13 protein-coding genes, 1 rRNA gene and 1 other annotated feature are annotated in these 17857 nt (G+C 65.9%); of the genes, 11 read left to right on the top strand and 3 right to left on the bottom strand.

Annotated elements, in window-relative coordinates:
- Nucleotides 1-29: 29 nt before the first annotated feature.
- Complete coding sequence (locus IPP91_16220; GenBank protein ID MBL0143606.1) at nucleotides 30-449, bottom strand: hypothetical protein; 420 nt, start codon at nucleotides 447-449, stop codon at nucleotides 30-32.
- Between the two features lie 88 nt (nucleotides 450-537).
- A complete protein-coding gene (locus IPP91_16215) occupies nucleotides 538-699 on the bottom strand; it encodes a hypothetical protein (protein ID MBL0143605.1) in 162 nt (53 codons plus the stop codon).
- A gap of 46 nt (nucleotides 700-745) precedes the next feature.
- Here IPP91_16215 and IPP91_16210 point away from each other — a divergent pair, with 46 nt between their 5' ends.
- From IPP91_16210 to IPP91_16160, 11 genes are all read left to right on the top strand, one after another.
- The gene (locus IPP91_16210; GenBank protein MBL0143604.1) at nucleotides 746-1339 is read left to right on the top strand and encodes a hypothetical protein; all 594 of its coding nucleotides are present in this window, start codon (nucleotides 746-748) and stop codon (nucleotides 1337-1339) included.
- 107 nt (nucleotides 1340-1446) lie between these two features.
- Complete coding sequence (locus tag IPP91_16205; GenBank protein ID MBL0143603.1) at nucleotides 1447-2601, top strand: hypothetical protein; 1155 nt, start codon at nucleotides 1447-1449, stop codon at nucleotides 2599-2601.
- A gap of 141 nt (nucleotides 2602-2742) precedes the next feature.
- On the top strand, nucleotides 2743-3399 hold the full coding sequence (locus IPP91_16200; protein ID MBL0143602.1) for a DUF1275 domain-containing protein: 657 nt from the start codon (nucleotides 2743-2745) through the stop codon (nucleotides 3397-3399).
- A 123-nt stretch (nucleotides 3400-3522) separates the two neighbouring features.
- Nucleotides 3523-6246: an aconitate hydratase AcnA gene (gene acnA, locus IPP91_16195; protein ID MBL0143601.1), complete on the top strand. Its 2724-nt coding sequence runs from the start codon at nucleotides 3523-3525 to the stop codon at nucleotides 6244-6246.
- 125 nt (nucleotides 6247-6371) lie between these two features.
- A complete protein-coding gene (gene rnk / locus IPP91_16190) occupies nucleotides 6372-6785 on the top strand; it encodes a nucleoside diphosphate kinase regulator (GenBank protein ID MBL0143600.1) in 414 nt (137 codons plus the stop codon).
- Nucleotides 6786-6916: 131 nt separating this feature from the next.
- Nucleotides 6917-7608 (top strand) — a sequence feature (23S ribosomal RNA rRNA prediction is too short).
- 137 nt (nucleotides 7609-7745) lie between these two features.
- Nucleotides 7746-7859: ribosomal RNA gene (rrf, locus tag IPP91_16185) — 5S ribosomal RNA — on the top strand.
- A gap of 148 nt (nucleotides 7860-8007) precedes the next feature.
- Nucleotides 8008-9132: a zinc-dependent alcohol dehydrogenase family protein gene (locus IPP91_16180; GenBank protein MBL0143599.1), complete on the top strand. Its 1125-nt coding sequence runs from the start codon at nucleotides 8008-8010 to the stop codon at nucleotides 9130-9132.
- 28 nt (nucleotides 9133-9160) lie between these two features.
- A complete protein-coding gene (locus tag IPP91_16175) occupies nucleotides 9161-11044 on the top strand; it encodes an adenylate/guanylate cyclase domain-containing protein (GenBank protein MBL0143598.1) in 1884 nt (627 codons plus the stop codon).
- 11 nt (nucleotides 11045-11055) lie between these two features.
- Complete coding sequence (locus IPP91_16170) at nucleotides 11056-11898, top strand: hypothetical protein (protein ID MBL0143597.1); 843 nt, start codon at nucleotides 11056-11058, stop codon at nucleotides 11896-11898.
- Between the two features lie 28 nt (nucleotides 11899-11926).
- Nucleotides 11927-12754 carry a hypothetical protein gene (locus tag IPP91_16165; protein ID MBL0143596.1) on the top strand — a complete coding sequence of 276 codons (828 nt, stop codon included), beginning with the start codon at nucleotides 11927-11929 and terminating at the stop codon, nucleotides 12752-12754.
- 97 nt (nucleotides 12755-12851) lie between these two features.
- Nucleotides 12852-14897, top strand: a complete 2046-nt coding sequence (locus IPP91_16160) for a caspase family protein (protein ID MBL0143595.1) — start codon at nucleotides 12852-12854, stop codon at nucleotides 14895-14897.
- Between the two features lie 277 nt (nucleotides 14898-15174).
- Here IPP91_16160 and pepN read toward each other — a convergent pair whose 3' ends face one another.
- On the bottom strand, nucleotides 15175-17847 hold the full coding sequence (gene pepN, locus IPP91_16155; GenBank protein ID MBL0143594.1) for an aminopeptidase N: 2673 nt from the start codon (nucleotides 17845-17847) through the stop codon (nucleotides 15175-15177).
- Nucleotides 17848-17857 lie beyond the last annotated feature (10 nt).

Genomic DNA, 17857 nt, shown 5'->3' with positions numbered 1-17857 from the left:
GCGTTTGCATTTGCGCGACGCGCCTCAGTTCATCTTGAGCCGGCTCGGCCGATGGCGTCGAAGACCTTGCGCGCCGCCTCGGGCACGGCCCTCCATTTACGCTCCGGCGCATAGCCGAAAGGGCGTGTAACCAGGCCGCTTCCGGCATCTCCGACGGTGATGCGTCCCACCATGCCCGCCGCCTCGTGAGGTTGAACGAAATAGTCGTAGACCCCAGGAACGGTAAACGTGTGTTCGAAGCTCGAACCCGGCATCGGCGACTGGACGAGCAGCATTCCAGAGTCCCAAGGCAGCGCGCCTTCCGGTATGCGCAGTTCGTGATTGCCGTTCGACGGGTGGTAGGCGGCCACCGAATGGTAGCCGCCGACCTGAACCCAGCGCACGGTATCGCCCGGCTCGATGTGGACGTGAACCGGATCGAAGAACACCTGCGCACCATCGTCCGACATGACGGCGCGAACTTCGATTGTTCGCGCCGCGGCCGAAAGCGCGATCGTCAACGCCGCGGCGATCAGCAAAGCGAATCGCGCGGGAGGCTTACTTGAGCTCATCTTGCTTCTGCTTGCTGATCAGCCATTCAGTCACGTGATAGTGTGGCTCTTCGACGCCGGGATGCCCGGGGTTGTACACGATGTCAATGTGGTCGATCTTCAAGCGGCCCAGCTTCGCCCCGAGTTCGGTGAAGTTCTTGTGGGTCATCAATCGGCCATGTATCGTCGTGCGTCTACCATCGAAGGAGAGTCCTTTGGCCTACACCACCGCGCAAGCCGGCAAGCTGCTCAACGCCAGCGAATTCGCACTCTTCGCGGCGAGTCGCGCGAGCGACCTCAAGACACTCACCACAGCGCGCCTGCGCGCCAAGCTCAAGCGGGCGCGCGCTCTGCGTGACAAGTTTCGGGATCTGTTCAAGCGCCAGAGGCTGGCGACGCGCGCGCGAACCGGAAGCAAGGCCGGCCTCAGCGGTGCCGCCAATCAACGCACCCGGCAAAAGGCCGAGGTATTCACGGAAGTGCTGCAGCGCTTCGAGAAACGCCTGGCGCAGCTCGAAGCCGCCGAGTCGCGCGCGGCCAGAACGAAAGCCGCCGCGCAGGCCCGCCTGGTCCTGTCGAGGAAACGACGTGCCGATGCCGCGAAGGTCGCGACGCGGCAGCCCAGAACCAGCTCCAAGGCACCTGCCAAGCCCCCCCGTCGAGTAACCACGGGGCCGCAACCCACCACCGAAAGGGCCCGCTCGGCGCGATACGCGATGCAGGCCAATGTCGCAGGCCAGCAGGCGATCCGCGGCCATGTCAGCACCAAGGGGAGGCGCAACCAGGCCAAGCGCGACAACCGCGGGTGACGCCGCCAGGATCGGCAATGGAATGGCCGCGACGAGGGCCATCTGCCGCGGCCGGATAGAACAAGCTCTGCCGCATCAAGGTCGTACTGAGCGGATTGCCGAGCCCCGTGATCGAGAATAAATTGCAGCGCGAGATTTTCGCGCCGGTGTCGGCGGCCGGCCACGCCTTTCAGTGGCTGCCCACGGGCGCCGCCGCGCTCGACGCCATGCTGCAGCACATCGAGCAGGCGCGACATAGCGTCGCATTGGAATTCTATATCTGCAAGCCGGGCGCCGTCGCCGCTCGATTTCGCGCCGCGCTCATCGCCGCCTGCCTGCGCGGCGTGCGCGTCCAGGTGCTGCTCGACGCATTCGGCTCCGATGGGGTCGCCGGCGGCTACTGGCGGGAATTTGAGCAGCACGGCGGGCAATTGCGCTGGTTCAATCCGATCCGCCTGCTGCGCCTGAGCTTCCGCAACCATCGGAAACTGCTGCTGACCGACGGCGCGGCCGCGATCGTCGGCGGATTGAATCTAGCCGACGAGTACGATGGCGACGGTATCACCGGCGGCTGGCGCGATTTCGCGCTGGAGTTGCGCGGCCCGGTGGTCGACGCGTTGGCCGTCAGCTTCGTGCGGATGTGGGCGCTGGCCGGATTCGGGGCCATCGATCTGCGGGAGTTCATCCGTACGCGCCCGCCTTCGAATCGCGATCCTTCCGGGCCGGCGTTGCTGCTGGCGGGCCCGGGATGCCGCACGGTCGACTTGCGCCGGCAACTATATGCCGACCTGCGCACGGCTTCCCGCGTGATCGTGCATGCTGCCTACTTCCTGCCTTCGCGGGAGCTTTGCCGCACGCTGGCAGACGTGGCCCTGCGTGGCGAAGTGCGGATTCTGATGCCCGCGAAAAGCGACGTGCCCGTGGCTCAGCTTGCCACCGTGCACGCGCTACGCCGCTTCCGCGGCACCGCGATCCAGTGCTTCGAGTATGTGCCGCAAATGATGCATGGCAAGCTGCTGGTCATCGACGACCTGGTGTACATCGGCTCGGCCAACCTCGACGTTCGCAGCCGGCTGATCAACTACGAGCTGACGCTGCGCCTCCCGGCGCCGGCATTGGCGGAGCAGGCGCGCCAACTGTTCGAAGCCGACCTGCAACACAGCCGCCCGAGCCGGATGTCCAGGCCGGCCTGGTGGCTGCGGCTGCAGCAGCGCGCCGCATACTGGTTGCTGGCGCGGGTCGATCCCTACATTGCCAGCCGCAAGCTGCGGATGCTGCAATAGTCCGCGTCGGCCTGCATCTCGTGCTCGCCTCCCGCGGACGCGCGAGTCGGGTTGGCCCGAAGTTCATTCATGACCAACTGTCAATCAATGCGCGGAACCTCGGATTTCCCGGCTCGCCTGATCGCAACGAGGAGTGCGCTGTTGCTGGCACTTGCCTTCGCCGCCGGCTACATCGATGCCCTCAGCTACCTCGGGCTGGGTCGCGTGTTCACGGCGAACATGACCGGCAACACAGTGCTGCTCGGCATAGCGCTCGCGCAGCTCGATGGCGACGCTGTGGCCCGGTCGAGCCTCGCGCTGGCCGGGTTTCTCGCCGGCGCTGCTGCCGGGGCCTGGATCGTGGAGCGCGATCACTCCGCAAGCCTGTGGCCGCGGGCAGTGATACTCGCCCTCTCGCTCGAGTGCGTCATCCTCATTGCCTTTGCCGTCGGCTGGCAGTTCGCCGGCGATGCGTTGCCGGCCGCGGCAGCGACCGCGGCCCTGATCGTGCTCTCAGCGCTCGCCATGGGAGTCCAGAGCGCGGCGGTCTTGCGCCTGGAAGTCGCGGGAATCGCGACCACCTATATCACCGGGACGCTCACCAATCTGGTGGCGCGCCTCATCGGCCAGACCCGCCGCAAGAGCGGGCCCGCCTACCCGCGCAGTGCCCTGCTGGCCGCTGTCTGGATCGTGTACCTCGGCGGGGCGGCAACGGCTGCCGTGGACCTGCAGCTGGACCCGGTACTTGCGCTGGCGTTGCCGGTGGCGCTGGTCCTGCTGGTGATCATCATCTCCGCGGTCGCTTTCCGGGGACGCTAGTCATCAAGCGCGAGCAGGCGACCGCGGCCGACCGGCGTGCAGTTCCGGCATTTCCTGCTCCGACCGTGATGGCGCGGCGTCGACAATCCGAAAAATGATGTCACCGGCTACAATGGCCGAACTGTGACCACCGATCCTCTGGGCACTACGGCGACACTCGCGACCGATTCGGGCGCGGCCTCCTACACCAGTCTCACCAGGCTGGCGGCAAGGTCCGGCGCGGATGTCGGCCGGCTTCCGCACACCGTGAAGGTCCTGCTCGAGAACATCGCGCGCCGGGCCGGGAGCCGCGACGTGTCCGAGGCGGACGTGCTCGCGCTCGCAAGGTGGCCGCACGGCACTACGGCCTCCATCGCGTTCATGCCCGCGCGCGTGTTGATGCAGGACTTCACGGGAGTTCCCGCAGTCGTGGACCTCGCCGCGCTGCGCAGCGCGGTGTCGCGGTCGGGCGGAGATCCCAAGCGGGTCAAGCCCTTCATCCCGGTAGACCTGGTCATCGATCATTCCGTCCAGGTCGATCGGTTCGGCAGCGCCGATGCCTACGCTGCAAACCTGGAGTGGGAATACCGCCGCAACCGCGAACGCTACGCTTTGCTCAACTGGGCGCAGCAGGCGTTCGAGGGCTTTCGAGTCGTGCCCCCGGGGATGGGGATCTGCCATCAGGTCAACCTCGAGCACCTGGGGACGGTCGTTGCGGCGCGCGACGGATGGGTGTTCCCGGACACCCTGGTCGGCACCGACTCGCACACGCCGATGATCAACGGACTTGGCGTGCTCGGCTGGGGCGTCGGCGGTATAGAGGCGGAGGCCGCGATGCTCGGCCAGCCGATGTTTCTGCCTCCGCCGGTCGTCGTCGGGGTCCGCACCCGCGGCACGCTTCCGGCCGGCACGACGGCAACCGACCTCGTGTTGACACTTGCCCAGATGCTGAGGGCGCACGGCGTGGTTGGAAAGTTCGTCGAGTTCTTCGGCTCGGGTTTGAGCGGCCTCGGCATCGCCGATCGCGCGACGCTGTCCAACATGTCGCCGGAGTTCGGCGCCACGTCGACGCTGTTCCCGGTCGACGCCAACACCTTGCGCTATCTGAAGCTGACGGGCCGCGGTGGGCTCGTCGATCTGGTCGAACGCTACACGCGCGAGCAAGGCCTGTTCAGGACCGACGCCGATCCCGAGCCGCACTTCAACGAGGTGCTCGATCTGGATCTGGGCAAGATCGAACCCAGCGTGGCCGGGCCGAAGCGGCCCCAGGACCGTGTCTCCCTGTCGGGCGTTCGAGCATCGTTCCACGCGACACTCGATGGGACAAAGGCAGCGGTGGACCGCAGGGACATCGCGCGGCTCGTGGGCGAAGGCGGTTCGACTGAGGCAGAGGTTCTCCACGTGCCGCTGGAATCGGACGGCAATCGTCGCGGCGCGGCGGCATCGGTGGCCGATGGGTCCATCGTCATCGCGGCCATCACCAGTTGCACCAATACCTCGAACCCTTCGGTCATGATCGCTGCGGGGCTGCTGGCCCGCAAGGCGGTCGAGGCGGGCCTGCAGTCCCGGCCCTGGGTGAAGACGTCGCTCGCGCCGGGATCGCGCGTCGTGACCCGTTACCTAGAGAAGGCGGGTCTCGCGCCCTTCCTGGACAAGCTCGGTTTCAACCTGGTGGGTTACGGATGCACGACCTGCATCGGCAATTCCGGTCCATTGCCCAACGAGGTCGCAGAAGCGGTCAGGAGCAAGGATCTCGCGGTGGTCGCGGTGCTGTCCGGCAATCGGAACTTCGAAGGGCGCATCCACGGCCAGGTGAAGGCGAGTTACCTGGCGTCGCCGCCCTTGTGTGTCGCGTACGCGCTGATCGGAACGGTGATGTGCGACCTGAGCGTGGATCCGCTCGGCACCGGCCCGCATGGCAAGCCCGTGTACTTGCGCGACATCTGGCCGAGCGCCGAGGAAGTCGAATCCCTGGTCGCCTCCTCGGTGTCGTCGGATCAGTTCGATCTCGAAAACGGCCGCATCTTCGAGGGCGACGCGAAGTGGCGGGGCATGCCCGCGCCCACGGGCACATTGTTCGACTGGGACGGGAGCTCGACCTACGTTTGCGAGCCGCCCTATTTCATCGATTTTGCCGGCACGCCGGCACCGCCCGCCGACATCACGGGGGCCAGGGTCCTTGCCTTGCTCGGCGATTCGATTACGACCGATCACATTTCACCCGCGGGCGGCATCACCGCCGAATCCCCGGCGGGGCAGTATCTCGTCGGCCATGCCGTGCCGCCGGCCGAGTTCAACAGTTTCGGATCGCGGCGCGGCAATCACGAAGTCATGATGCGCGGGACGTTCGGCAACGTGCGCCTGCGCAACCTGATGGTGCCCGGGGTCGAAGGTCCCTGGACCCGCCACGTTCCCAGCGGCGAGCAGATGAGCATCTATGACGCCGCCCTGCGCTACCAGCGGGAAGGCGCGCCCCTGGTCGTGATCGCCGGTAAGGAGTACGGGTCGGGGAGTTCGTGCGACTGGGCGGCAAAGGGCCCGGCGTTGCTGGGCGTGAAAGCGGTCATCGCCCAATCCTACGAGCGCATTCACCGCAGCAACCTGCTGTGCATGGGAATCCTGCCCCTGCAGTTCGAAGACGGCGCTTCGGCGCAGTCCTTGGGCCTGACGGGCGACGAGGCGCTTGCCATCACCGGACTCGGCGCCGGCATCGAACCGCGGCAGAAAGCGAGCGTTTCGGCGACGCGGCCGGACGGAACCCAGGTGCAGTTCGAGACCACGGTGCGGATCGATGCGCCGGCGGAAGTCGAGTACTTCCTCAACGATGGCATCCTGCCGATGGTCCTGCGCCGTCTTCTGCCGGCCTGAGACTCGACGACCAGCGCCGAACACAGCGTGATACGATTCGATCGACCCTTTGAGACTGGTGCGCGCCGAGCCGCAATCAAACGCCGCATTGGTGCGTTCTTCCTTGCTGGCAACGGAGCATCCCGATGGCCGAGTCGCCGCCAATCTATCTGACGCCGGGCGATCTGGAGCGACTTTCCGACTTGCTGGAAGCGAATGCCGCAGGCTCTGGCGGCCGGCGCTTCGAGAAGCTGGAAAGCGAACTGGTGCGCGCGGTTGTCGTGCCGCACGATCAGATTCCGAAAGACGTGGTGACCATGAACTCCCGGGTTCTGTTCGAGAACCTGACGACTGGCGAGCGCCGTGAAATCACGCTCGTGTATCCAGGCAGCGCGGATATCGATGCCGGAAGGATTTCGATACTGGTTCCGGTTGGCACGGCGCTGCTCGGACTGCGGGTCGGACAGTCGATCGACTGGGACCTGCCGAGCGGCGTGAAACATCGCTACCTGGTGATCGCCGTGCCGTATCAGCCTGAAGCGGCGGGCGCTCCGGGCTGAGACACGCCCGCGCGCCGCACGTCGATGTCATCGATTTCTCCGGATTGTCGATTGCGACGCACGCGCATGTTCGAGGCAGGCGATCGGATCATGCGGGAGTGACCAGATGCCTGGTTATCGGTTCGCTGATCAAGAAGCCGTGAAGGCGCTCCTCCAACGCATGATCGGCCCTGGTCACGCGCTCGTGCTGGCGCAGGTGCCCGAGCACGGAGGAGTGCGAAGGTCACCTAGGTACGGTCGGAAATCGTACTCATAGTGCAATGGCATAAGGTGGCTTGACTGCGAGACTGACAAGTCGAGCAGGTGCGAAAGCAGGTCATAGTGATCCGGTGGTTCTGTATGGAAGGGCCATCGCTCAACGGATAAAAGGTACTCTGGGGATAACAGGCTGATTCCTCCCAAGAGTTCATATCGACGGGGGAGTTTGGCACCTCGATGTCGGCTCATCACATCCTGGGGCTGTAGCCGGTCCCAAGGGTATGGCTGTTCGCCATTTAAAGTGGTACGTGAGCTGGGTACAAAACGTCGTGAGACAGTTTGGTCCCTATCTGCCGTGGGCGTTGGAGATTTGACGGGGGCTGCTCCTAGTACGAGAGGACCGGAGTGGACGCATCCCTGGTGTACCGGTTGTGACGCCAGTCGCATTGCCGGGTAGCTATATGCGGAAGAGATAACCGCTGAAAGCATCTAAGCGGGAAACTTGCCTGAAGATGAGATCTCCCGGGGGTTTAACCCCCCTGAAGGGTCGTCCGAGACCAGGACGTTGATAGGCTGGGTGTGCAAGGGCGGTAACGCCTTGAGCTAACCAGTACTAATTGCCCGTGCGGCTTGACTCTATAACTCTGCAAGAAAGCCTTGTGCGTGCGCGAACGAAGCGCCCGAGGCAATGCATCAACCCAACCTTCGATTCCCGAGACAAGCGCGTGGACGCCCATGAACCGGCGCCCACGACACAGAATTCCTGGCGACCATAGCGCGTTGGCCCCACCCCTTCCCATCCCGAACAGGGCCGTGAAACGACGTCGCGCCGATGATATTGCGGATTGCCCGTGAGAAAGCAGGCCATCGCCAGGGCCTTACCCCGTGCTCGCACAGCAGTGCCAAGCACAACCCAAGAAGCCCGATCTCCAACGAGATCGGGCTTCTTGATTTGCGCCGCCCACCTTGCGCCAGCAGGGCCGCTGACGATAACCTCGCGCAGGAACCCGCAGAGGAGATCGACTTGAAGACCCGCGCCGCCATTCTCCATACCGTGGGTGCGCCGCCGCCCTACGCACAGAGCCAACCCCTGCGCATCGAGGAACTCGAGCTCGCATCGCCCGGCGCGGGTGAAGTACTCGTCCGAATCCGTGCGGCAGGACTTTGCCATTCGGACCTCTCGGTCATCAATGGCGATCGGCCGCGCCCGGTTCCGATGGCCCTCGGGCACGAGGCCGCAGGCGAGGTTGTCGAGTGCGGGCCACTCGTGGCAGACCTGGTGCCCGGCGATCACGTGGTCATGGTCTTCGTCCCCAGCTGCGGGCACTGCGTTCCCTGCATGGAAGGCCGCCCCGCCCTTTGCGAGCCGGGCGCCGCCTCGAACACCGCAGGAACGCTGCTCGGGGGAGGCCGCCGCCTCTCGATGGGCGGCAAGCCGGTCCACCACCACATGGGAGTCTCGGCATTTGCCGAATACGCCGTGGTGTCGAGAAGGTCGCTCGTGAAGATCGACTCCGACCTCGCGTTCGACGAGGCGGCGCTCTTCGGTTGCGCCGTGCTGACGGGTGTCGGTGCCGTGGTGAACACGGCGAAAATGACACCGGGGTCCACGGCCGCCGTCGTGGGCCTGGGCGGGGTCGGGATGAACTGCATCCTGGCCGCGTCGCTGGCCGGCGCGCGGGTCGTCGTGGCAGTCGACCTCTTCGAGGACAAGCTCGAACTCGCCAGGTCGCTGGGCGCGACGCACTCCGTGAACGCCAGGGCGCCCGATGCGATCGAGCAGGTTCGCGAAGCGAGCGGTGGCGGCGTCGACTTCGCCTTCGAGATGGCCGGCTCCGTGCAGGCGATGGAACTTGCGTATCGAGCCACCCGTCGCGGGGGCACCACCGTGACCGCCGGCCTGCCGCATCCCGAGCACCGATGGCCCCTGCAGCACGTCAACCTCACGGCGGAGGAACGCACGGTGAAGGGCAGCTACGTCGGCTCGTGCGTTCCCGTTCGTGACATCCCACGTTACATCGCCCTGTACAAGGCGGGCCGCCTGCCCGTGGACCGGCTGATGAGCGACCATCTGAAGCTCGAGGAGATCAACGCGGGATTCGACCGCCTCGCGAGCGGACGGGTGGTGCGACAGGTCGTGATGCTCTAGGCCCCCGAGAACACACCGATCGCCCTCGATGGCGGCTTCCAGCGCACCCATTCCCGGCAAGGCCGCCCAGGCACGAGCATTGGGCTTGCTTGCACGCCGGCTCTGGAGCCAGCCCGGATCGCGCAGCCTCGTGCTCTACCTGCTGGTGATCCTGCTGCTTTTCGCGGCAAGCCGGCTCCCCGACGCGGATGAGTCGCCCCTGGCGCGGCTCGAGCGCACGGCGTTCGACTCGCAGATGCAGGTGCTTCGGGACCACTGGCCGCGCACGCTCGAGAATGACGTGGTGCTGATCGGAATCGACGAGGGGAGCGAGGAATTGTTCACCGAGCCCGTGGCCCTCTGGCATCCACACTTCGCCCGGCTCTTCGGCGCACTGGGCGATGCGCGGCCGCGCGCTGTTGGTGTCGATGTCGTGCCGCCCGAGCGCTCCTACGACAACATCGTGCCGGGCAACGACCTGGTGCTCTTTCGCGCCATCCGAGACCTGCGGCAGAAGGCCGTCGCCGTTTTCGCACTCACTGTCGATCGCGAAGGTCGAGCTGCTCGCATGCACCCGACCTTCGCCCGGGTCATCGGCGAAGAGGGTCTCGGCATCGACCAGCAATTGCGCGACCCCGATTCGGTCTCCAGGCGCTTCAGCGAGGCGGAACTCGGCAAGACGCAAGCCGCACGTACGCTGGTCGGGCAGATGCTTCGCGGCATGGGGATGCCCGTCGATGCCGGCTACATCGACTACAGCGTCGGTTCGCGCGTCCAGTACATCCCGATGCAGGACGTCATTTCGTGGAAGGAGCAGGGCGACGCAGCCCGCCTCCGGAAGGCCTTCGAGGGCCGAATCGTGCTCGTGGGGTATGTCCTGAAGCGCGCGGATCGATGGGAGCTACCCGTACAGCTGATCGACATCGACAACTCGGATGGACGCGCGCGGCTCAGCCAGCCAGGCGTCGTCACCCACCTGCAGGCACTCCGGAGCCATCTGGCGAGCGGCATGCTGAAGCCCTTGCCGGAGAGCGTGCGATGGGGGCTCTGCCTGCTCGCCGCAGGGCTCGTGTTCTTCCGCTTCCGGCTGGCGGCGGCGCTCGGAAGCGTTCTCATGCTCACCGCGGTCGTCTGCGGCGCTGGCCTGTACGCCATTCGCACGCACCAGGTCCTGTTGCCGGTCGCCTCGATCGCGTTCACGCTGTGGGCGGGCTTCGTCACCCGGGCAATCGTCGACGGCATCGAGAACACGATCGAGCGGGGCCGCTTGCGAAGGACGTTTGCCGGGCAGGTGAGCCCCGCGGTGATGAACGAGATGCTTGCCGGGAGCCTTGCCACGGGCTTGAGCGGGCAACTGGCCGAAGTCTGCATCCTTTTCAGCGACATCCGGGACTTCACCACGCTCTCCGAGCGCATGCCGCCAGTCGTCGTGACGGCCGTGCTGCAGCGCTATTTCGACCGCATGGTGGGGGCCGTCCATCGTCACGAGGGCACCGTAGACAAGTTCATCGGCGACGGCATGATGGTCCTGTTCGGGGCGCCCCGGAAATCAGCCGACCCGTGCGGCGACGCGGTGAAATGCGCGCTGGCCATGATGACCGAACTCGACGACCTCAATGCGGAGTTCCGGGCGGAAGCGCTTCCGACCCTCGTCATCGGAATCGGCATCAACTTCGGCGTGGTCACCGTCGGCAATATCGGCTCCTCCGAGAGGCACAATTACTCGGCCATCGGCGATGCGGTGAACGTCGCGGCGCGTCTCGAGGGCCTGACCAAGGAACTCGGGCGTAAGATAGTCATTACCGAGGCCGTGGTGAGCCGTATCGGGGAGGGTTTCCACTTCGATCCGCTGGGCAGCCATCAGGTCAAGGGGCACAGTCCCGTCAACGTCTGGGGTATCCGCACGGCGAGACCTGCGCCGGCGGCGACATGAAAGAGGGCCACATGAAAACCATACTTCGAGCACTCATGGCTTCCGCGACCGTCGCTTCCGCCCTCGCGGCCCAGGCGGCTGACGGTGTTGCGTTCATCACCGACCTCAAGGGAGAGGTTGCCGTCGACGGCTCTGCCCGGCCGATGCTCATGAGCGAGCTCGCCAAGGGCCAGAAGATCGTGGTCGGCAAGGATGCGCAGCTCTCCGTCATGTACATCCAGTCGGGCAAGGAGTACGCCCTCAAGGGGCCACAGGAATTCACGGTCGGCGAGCGCGAAATCGCCTCCACCAGCGGCATGCCGCCTGCTGCCAGGGAAACCGCCTGGCGCGCGAGCAACCAGGTCCTCGTGAAGGTTTCGCAGACGTCATCGGCCAGCATCCGGATGCGCTCGATCGCACCGGTCAAGGTCGACACGAAGCCGAAGCTCGATTTCCCGACGCATGGTGCGATCACGCTGTTGCAGCCGACGTTGCGCTGGACGGTACCCGAAGGAAAGGCGCCTGCCGAAGTCGCCATCGCAGTCGCCGGCAAGGAGGACAAACCCTTCGCAAAGGCGAAGGTTTCCGCAACAAGCCACCGCTTCTCGACGAAACTGCAACCCGACACGGAATACTCCTGGACGGTCTCCGTGGAGGGGCAGGAAATCGGCACCGCCCGGTTCCGGACGCTCAGCGCCAGCGCTATGCAGAACACCGAGAAGCGCCGTCCGTCCGACAAGGCCGGGTTCTCGGACCGCTTGCTGTACGCGCTCCTCCTGCAGGACATCGGCGCGGTGCAGGAAGCGCAAGAGGCCTGGGGCAAGCTGGCCCAGGAGCGTACCGATCTTCCCGAGCTTGCGAGCCTCGCCAAGTAAGCCTTCGGCGACTCCCGAGGTGGCATCCGTGACGCAGTCTTCCCGATCGGTCCTCGCCGGACTCCTTCTTTTCGTTGGGTTCCTCGCGCGTGCGGCCGACCCGGTGGCGTTCCTGTCCGACATCAAGGGTGACGTGGTCATGAACGGCGCGGGCCGTCCGCCGTTCCTCGCCGAACTCCTCCCGGGCTCGAAGCTCGCTCTAGGACCCGATGCCACTGCAGCGGTGATGTATGTGGTGAGCGGCGAGGAGTTCTCCCTGAAGGGGCCGGGCGAATTTGTCGTCACCAGGCAGGGAGTGAAGGCCACGAAGGGCCCCGCACCCTCCACCCGCACCCGCGCGCTGCGCCCGAGTACATCGGTGCTGGTGGAAACGTCCAGGACAGCTACCGCGAGCCTGCGCATGCGCAGCGCGCCCGCCCCCAAGGCCGATCGGTCGGGGCCGCTTTACCCGGTGAATGCCCGCATTGCCACTCTCCAGCCGACGCTGCGCTGGAGCGGCGAGCCCGGCGTCGCATACTCCGTCGTCGTGACCTCGGTCGCCGGCAAGGAGGTATTCCGCGGCAACGTGAAGGGGCCGTCGCTGCCGCTGCCATCGCGGCTCGTTGCAGGTCAGGGCTATTCGTGGACCTATTCCGCAGGCGAGGGCGCTCTGGGCGATGCCCGGTTCGAAACCCTGCCATCGGACGCAATCGCCACGGCCGACAAGGCGCGTGCGGGGGCCAGGAGCTTTTCCGACCGCGTTCTTTTCGCCCTCGTCCTCCAGGACCTTGGCGCGGTTCAGGATGCGCGGGAGATCTGGGCACAACTCGCTGCCGAACGCCCGGACATTCCCGAGTTGGCCGGATTGTCGCGCTAGATCCTCGCCGGGCGGTCAGCCGCGCCCTTCGCGCGCCTTCTTGGGCGATAATTCGCGATCCGGGCCGGCGCATTCCGTACATCGTCCCGCGACTACGATGACAACGGGGACAACCTCCAACATCCTTCGCGCACTGGCAGCCCTGACCGCATTCGCGGTCCTTTCCCTGTTCGCGCAGCCGGCGGCGGCCGAGAGTCGAGTGGCGCTCCTCATCGGCAACAACACCTATTCGACCTCACCGCTTCGCAACGCCGTCAACGATTCTCGCGATCTGGGCGCTGCGCTTCGCGAACTCGGGTTCAAGACGATCGTGAAGGAGAATACTTCGCGCGCGGACATGATCGCCGCGCTGCAGGAGTTCGGCAAGGCGCTCGACGGCGCCGACGCCGCATTGTTCTTCTACGCGGGCCACGCGATGCAGTTCAAGGACCGCAACTACCTCATTCCGGTCGATGCCGTCATGGGTTCCGAGGACGACGTCACGTTCTTCTCGGTGGAGGTCGGCCAGGTCTTCGACCGCATGGAGCGCGCCCGCACCCGGTTCAACTTCGTGATCCTCGACGCCTGCCGCGACAATCCCTTCCGGGACACGTTCAAGGTCAGCGCAACCGGCCTGGCGCAGATGAGCGGCCCTTCGGGGACGCTCATTGCATACGCCACGGCGCCGGGCGCCACGGCGGCGGACGGATTCGGCCGGAACGGCGTGTACACGGGGCACCTCCTGCAGAGCATCAAGGTTCCGGACATGCCCGTGGAGGTCCTCTTCAGGAAAGTGCGCGAAGGCGTGGAGCGCGACACGAAGCGCACCCAGACTCCCTGGGAGCTTTCGTCGATCAAGGGCGACTTCGTTTTCAATTCCACGGGACGATCTGCCGCCGCCGGCGCGGGCCAGGTTCCCGGTTCGCCGTCTGCCGACGTTTCCGCCCAGTTCGAGCTGCAGTTCTGGAAGAGCGTGCAGGATTCGTTGCGGGTCGACGACATCCAGGCCTACCTCGACAAGTACCCCAATGGGGTCTTCGCGGGGCTGGCACGCAACCGCATCGATGGGCTGACCGGGCGCCGCCGCGTCGCCTCCTCGCCTGCGGCGGCCGCGCCTACGTCGCCTGCCGCTTCCACCTCGGTCGCCGCTTCCACCCAAGGTGCAGAAAAGCCTGCGGCGCCGGCCCCCGCTTCCGCCGAACCAACGCCCAAGGACGTTCCGTCCCGAGTGGCCGCCAGGAAGCCATCCGAGGAAAGCGGCGATGGCAAACCGGCGGTCGAGACCATGGCCGCACCTCCGACGCCGAAGGCAGGGACGCCGGCGTCGGATGGAACAGCCCCGGCCGCGACTCCGCCAAAACCCAAGGAAGATCTTCCGGGACGCGAGATTGCGCCCGGTATCCGCGAGCTAACCTTCGCCGACGGTTCCGTCTACGTGGGGGCCATGCGCGGCATCCTGTTGCACGGAAAGGGGCAGTACACGTCGAAGGCGTTCAAGTACGAGGGTGAATTCAAGGACGGACTCAAGCACGGCACCGGCAGCTACGCCTGGGATAACGGCGACCGCTACGTGGGAGAGTTCGCCGAGGATCGCCCGAACGGCAAGGGCAAGTACCAGTTCTCGAACGGCGACACCTATGAGGGCGAGGTCAAGGCGGGCGTGGTCTCCGGCCGTGGCACCTACATCACGAGCACCGGAGACCGCATCGAGGGATCGTTCGTCGATGGCCGGGCGAACGGCGCCGGCACCTATCGTTTCGCGAGTGGCGATCGCTACGAAGGCCAGATGTCGGCGGGGGCATTGCAGGGCAAGGGACGCTATGTTTCCAAGAACGGCGACCGCATCGAAGCCGAGTTCATCAACGGGAAGGCCCAGGGCAAGGGGGTTTACCGCTTCTCCAACGGCGATCGCTACGAAGGCGACCTGAAGGATGGCGCACTCACGGGCACGGGGGCCTATTTTTACGCGTCCGGCCAGAAGTACGAGGGGGAGGTCGCCAACGGACTGCCTCAGGGCAAGGGGACCTTCTGGTTCGCTGACGGATCGCGCTTCGAGGGCACCTTCGACAACGGGCTGGTCAAGGCGAAGGGCGCGATGGTCGCGACGGACGGGAAGCGCACGGACGCGGAAATCGTCGACGGGGCGGTCCGGCTGCTGAACTGAACCCCTCCACCCGGTACAGTGCGTCGAGCGGCACAGTCCGGTATAATTAGCGGTTCTGCAACAAGGAGCTGGCCATGGCCGAACGCAAACGTACCCGCCGCAACACCCTCGAGCGCCGTTGCCTGTCGAAGGAATTCAAGCGCCTGTTCCACGGCGCCTCGAAGTCGACTTTCAAGGTGCTGGAGCAGATCAAGAAGAACTGACCGCGACTACGGTCCAGCTCTCCCGACAAGGGCCGCGAATGCGGCCCTTGTCGCATTCGGGGGCGGCGCGCGGCTCAGGCGAGCGCGCGGTTCACCACTTCAGCGACGTCTGCCGAAATCTCGCCGGCGCCCCTGATGGACTCGAGGGCCGCCTGCGCATGGGCCTGGCGCCCCGAATCGAATTTCCGCCAACGGTCGAACGCGCGTGCCAGGCGCGAGGCGATCTGGGGATTGAGCCGGTCGAGTTCCACGACTTTCCCCGCCACGAGCCGATAGCCCGATCCGTCCGGCGCATGGAAGTGCACGGGGTTGTCGATGGCGAACGCGTGCAGCACGGAGCGTGCACGGTTCGGATTGCGCAGGTCGAAGGCCGGATGCGCGAGGAGAGCCTCGACGCGTGCGCAGGCACCGGGCAGGTCCGACACGGCCTGCGCGCGGAACCACTTGTCGACCACGAGCGCCTCGTCCTTCCACTTGTCGAGGAACATGGCCAGCGCGCGGTCCTTTTCGGCCCCCGCGGAACCGGCGAGGCAGATGAGGGCTGCCATGGCGTCCGTCATGTTCTCCGCGCGCCGGAACTCGAGGAACGTGAGCGCGCGCGCGGTCGAGTCGTCTATGGCCATGATGTAGGCGAGTGCGGCATTGCGAAGCGCGCGGCGCCCCGCTGTGGCCGCGCCCGGCGCATAGGCGCCCGGCACCGTGAAATGGCGGAACGCGCCCTCGAATCGGGTGCGGTAGCGCTGCGCCACTTCGAGCACGAGGCGCTTCCTGGCCGCATGGATCGCGTCCGGGTCGGCCTCGGCCATCTGCTCGGCAAGGACTCCTTCGCCGGGCAGTTGCAGGCACTCGGCGGCGAAAGCCGGATCGCGTGCGCCGTCGGTGATCACCCGGCCCAGCGCTTCGACGAAGGCAGCGGGCACGACCATTTCACGGCCGCCGCGTATCGCAGCCACGCCGGCGAGCAGGATGCGGGTGGCAAGCACCTGTCCGGCCTCCCATCGATTGAACGCGTCGGCATCGTGCGCCATCAGGTGCGTGAGTTCGGCGTCGCCGTATTCGTGATGAAGGATGACCGGCGCGGAGTACCCGCGAAGGATCGACGGGACCGGGGGCTCGGCCACGTCGATGAAGACCAGCTTCGATTCGGCCGTCGTGATCGGAATCACGCGCGTGATCGCGCCGGTCTTGGGGTCTGGCACTGCGTGCGCCGACTCTTCGCCCTCCAGGCGCAGCGCCATGTCGTAGCCGTTCGGATCCACGAGGCCGATGGCCACCGGGATGTGAAAAGGCTGCTTGGCCACCTGCCCCGGCGTGGGCGGGCAGGACTGGGTGAGCGTCAGGGTGTATGTCTTCGCTTCGGCGTCGTATTCGCCGCGACTGACCAGCGTGGGCGTTCCCGCCTGCGAATACCAGAGGCCGAACTGGCCGAGATCCACGTCGTTCGCATCCGCCATGGCCGCGCGGAAATCGTCGCAGGTCACCGCCTGACCGTCGTGGCGCTCGAAATAGAGGTCCATTCCCCTGCGGAAGCCGTCGCGGCCGAGCAGGGCCTGGTACATCCGCACCACCTCGGCACCCTTTTCGTAGATGGTGGCGGTGTAGAAATTGTTGACCTCGACGTAGGCGTCGGGCCGCACCGGGTGGGCCATGGGCCCCGCATCCTCGGGGAACTGGCGCTCGCGCAAGGCCCGGACGTCCTGGATGCGGGAAACCGCGCGCGAGTACTCGTCGCCGCCGTACTCCTGGTCGCGATAGACGGTGAGGCCTTCCTTGAGCGAGAGCTGGAACCAGTCCCGGCAAGTGACACGGTTGCCGGTCCAGTTGTGGAAGTACTCGTGCGCGACCACGCGGTCGATCATCATGAAGTCGACATCGGTGGCGGTGTCGGCCCGGGCCAGCACGTACTTCGTGTTGAAGATGTTGAGGCCCTTGTTCTCCATGGCCCCCATGTTGAAATCGCCCACCGCCACGATCATGAAGCGCTCGAGGTCCAGTTCGAGCCCGAAGCGCTCCTCGTCCCAGCGCATGGCGCGCTTCAGGCACTGGAGGGCAAAACCGGACTGGTCCAGCTTGCCGGGCTCCACGTACACCTGCAGCAGCGCCTTCTTGCCCGATTTCGTGGTGAAGTGGTCCTCCGCAAGGTCGAGCTTCGCGGCCACCATCGCGAACAGGTAGCAGGGCTTCGGGAACGGGTCCTCCCAGCGGGCCCAGTGGCGGCCCCCATCCTCGTCGCCGGATTCCACGAGATTCCCGTTGGCGAGCAGGTGCGGAAACTCGTCACGCTGTGCGTGCAACGTGACCGAGTACCTGGCCATCACGTCCGGCCGGTCGGGGAAATACGTGATGGCGCGAAATCCCTCCGCCTCGCACTGCGTGAAGAGCCCGTCCTTCGAGGCGTAGAAGCCCTCGAGCCGCGTGTTCTTCCACGGGTCGAAGCGAACGGCTGTTTCGAGCAGGAAAGCGTCGGGGACTTCCGGAATGCACATCTTTCCGTCGCCCATCGAAAATCGGGAAGCATCGAGCGGCTTCCCGTCCACGGCGACCGAGATCAGATCGAGGTGCTCGCCGTCCAGCATCACCGGCCCGCCGCCGGCCGCCGGATTGCGGCGCATGGCGAGCCTCGAGCGAACCGTTGCCCAAGGGCGCTCGACAACCACATCGAGCATCACCGTATCGACGAGGTACGCGGGAGGTGCGTAGTCCTGCCGGCGGACCGGGCGGGCAGCCGGATCGTGCGTGGAGGGCATTCCGGGTCGG

The sequence above is a fragment of the Betaproteobacteria bacterium genome (assembly GCA_016720855.1).
Taxonomy (GTDB): Bacteria; Pseudomonadota; Gammaproteobacteria; order Burkholderiales; family Usitatibacteraceae; genus FEB-7.
The sequence above is the reverse complement of the archived record's forward strand: the minus strand, read 5'-3'. Positions and strand labels throughout refer to the sequence as shown.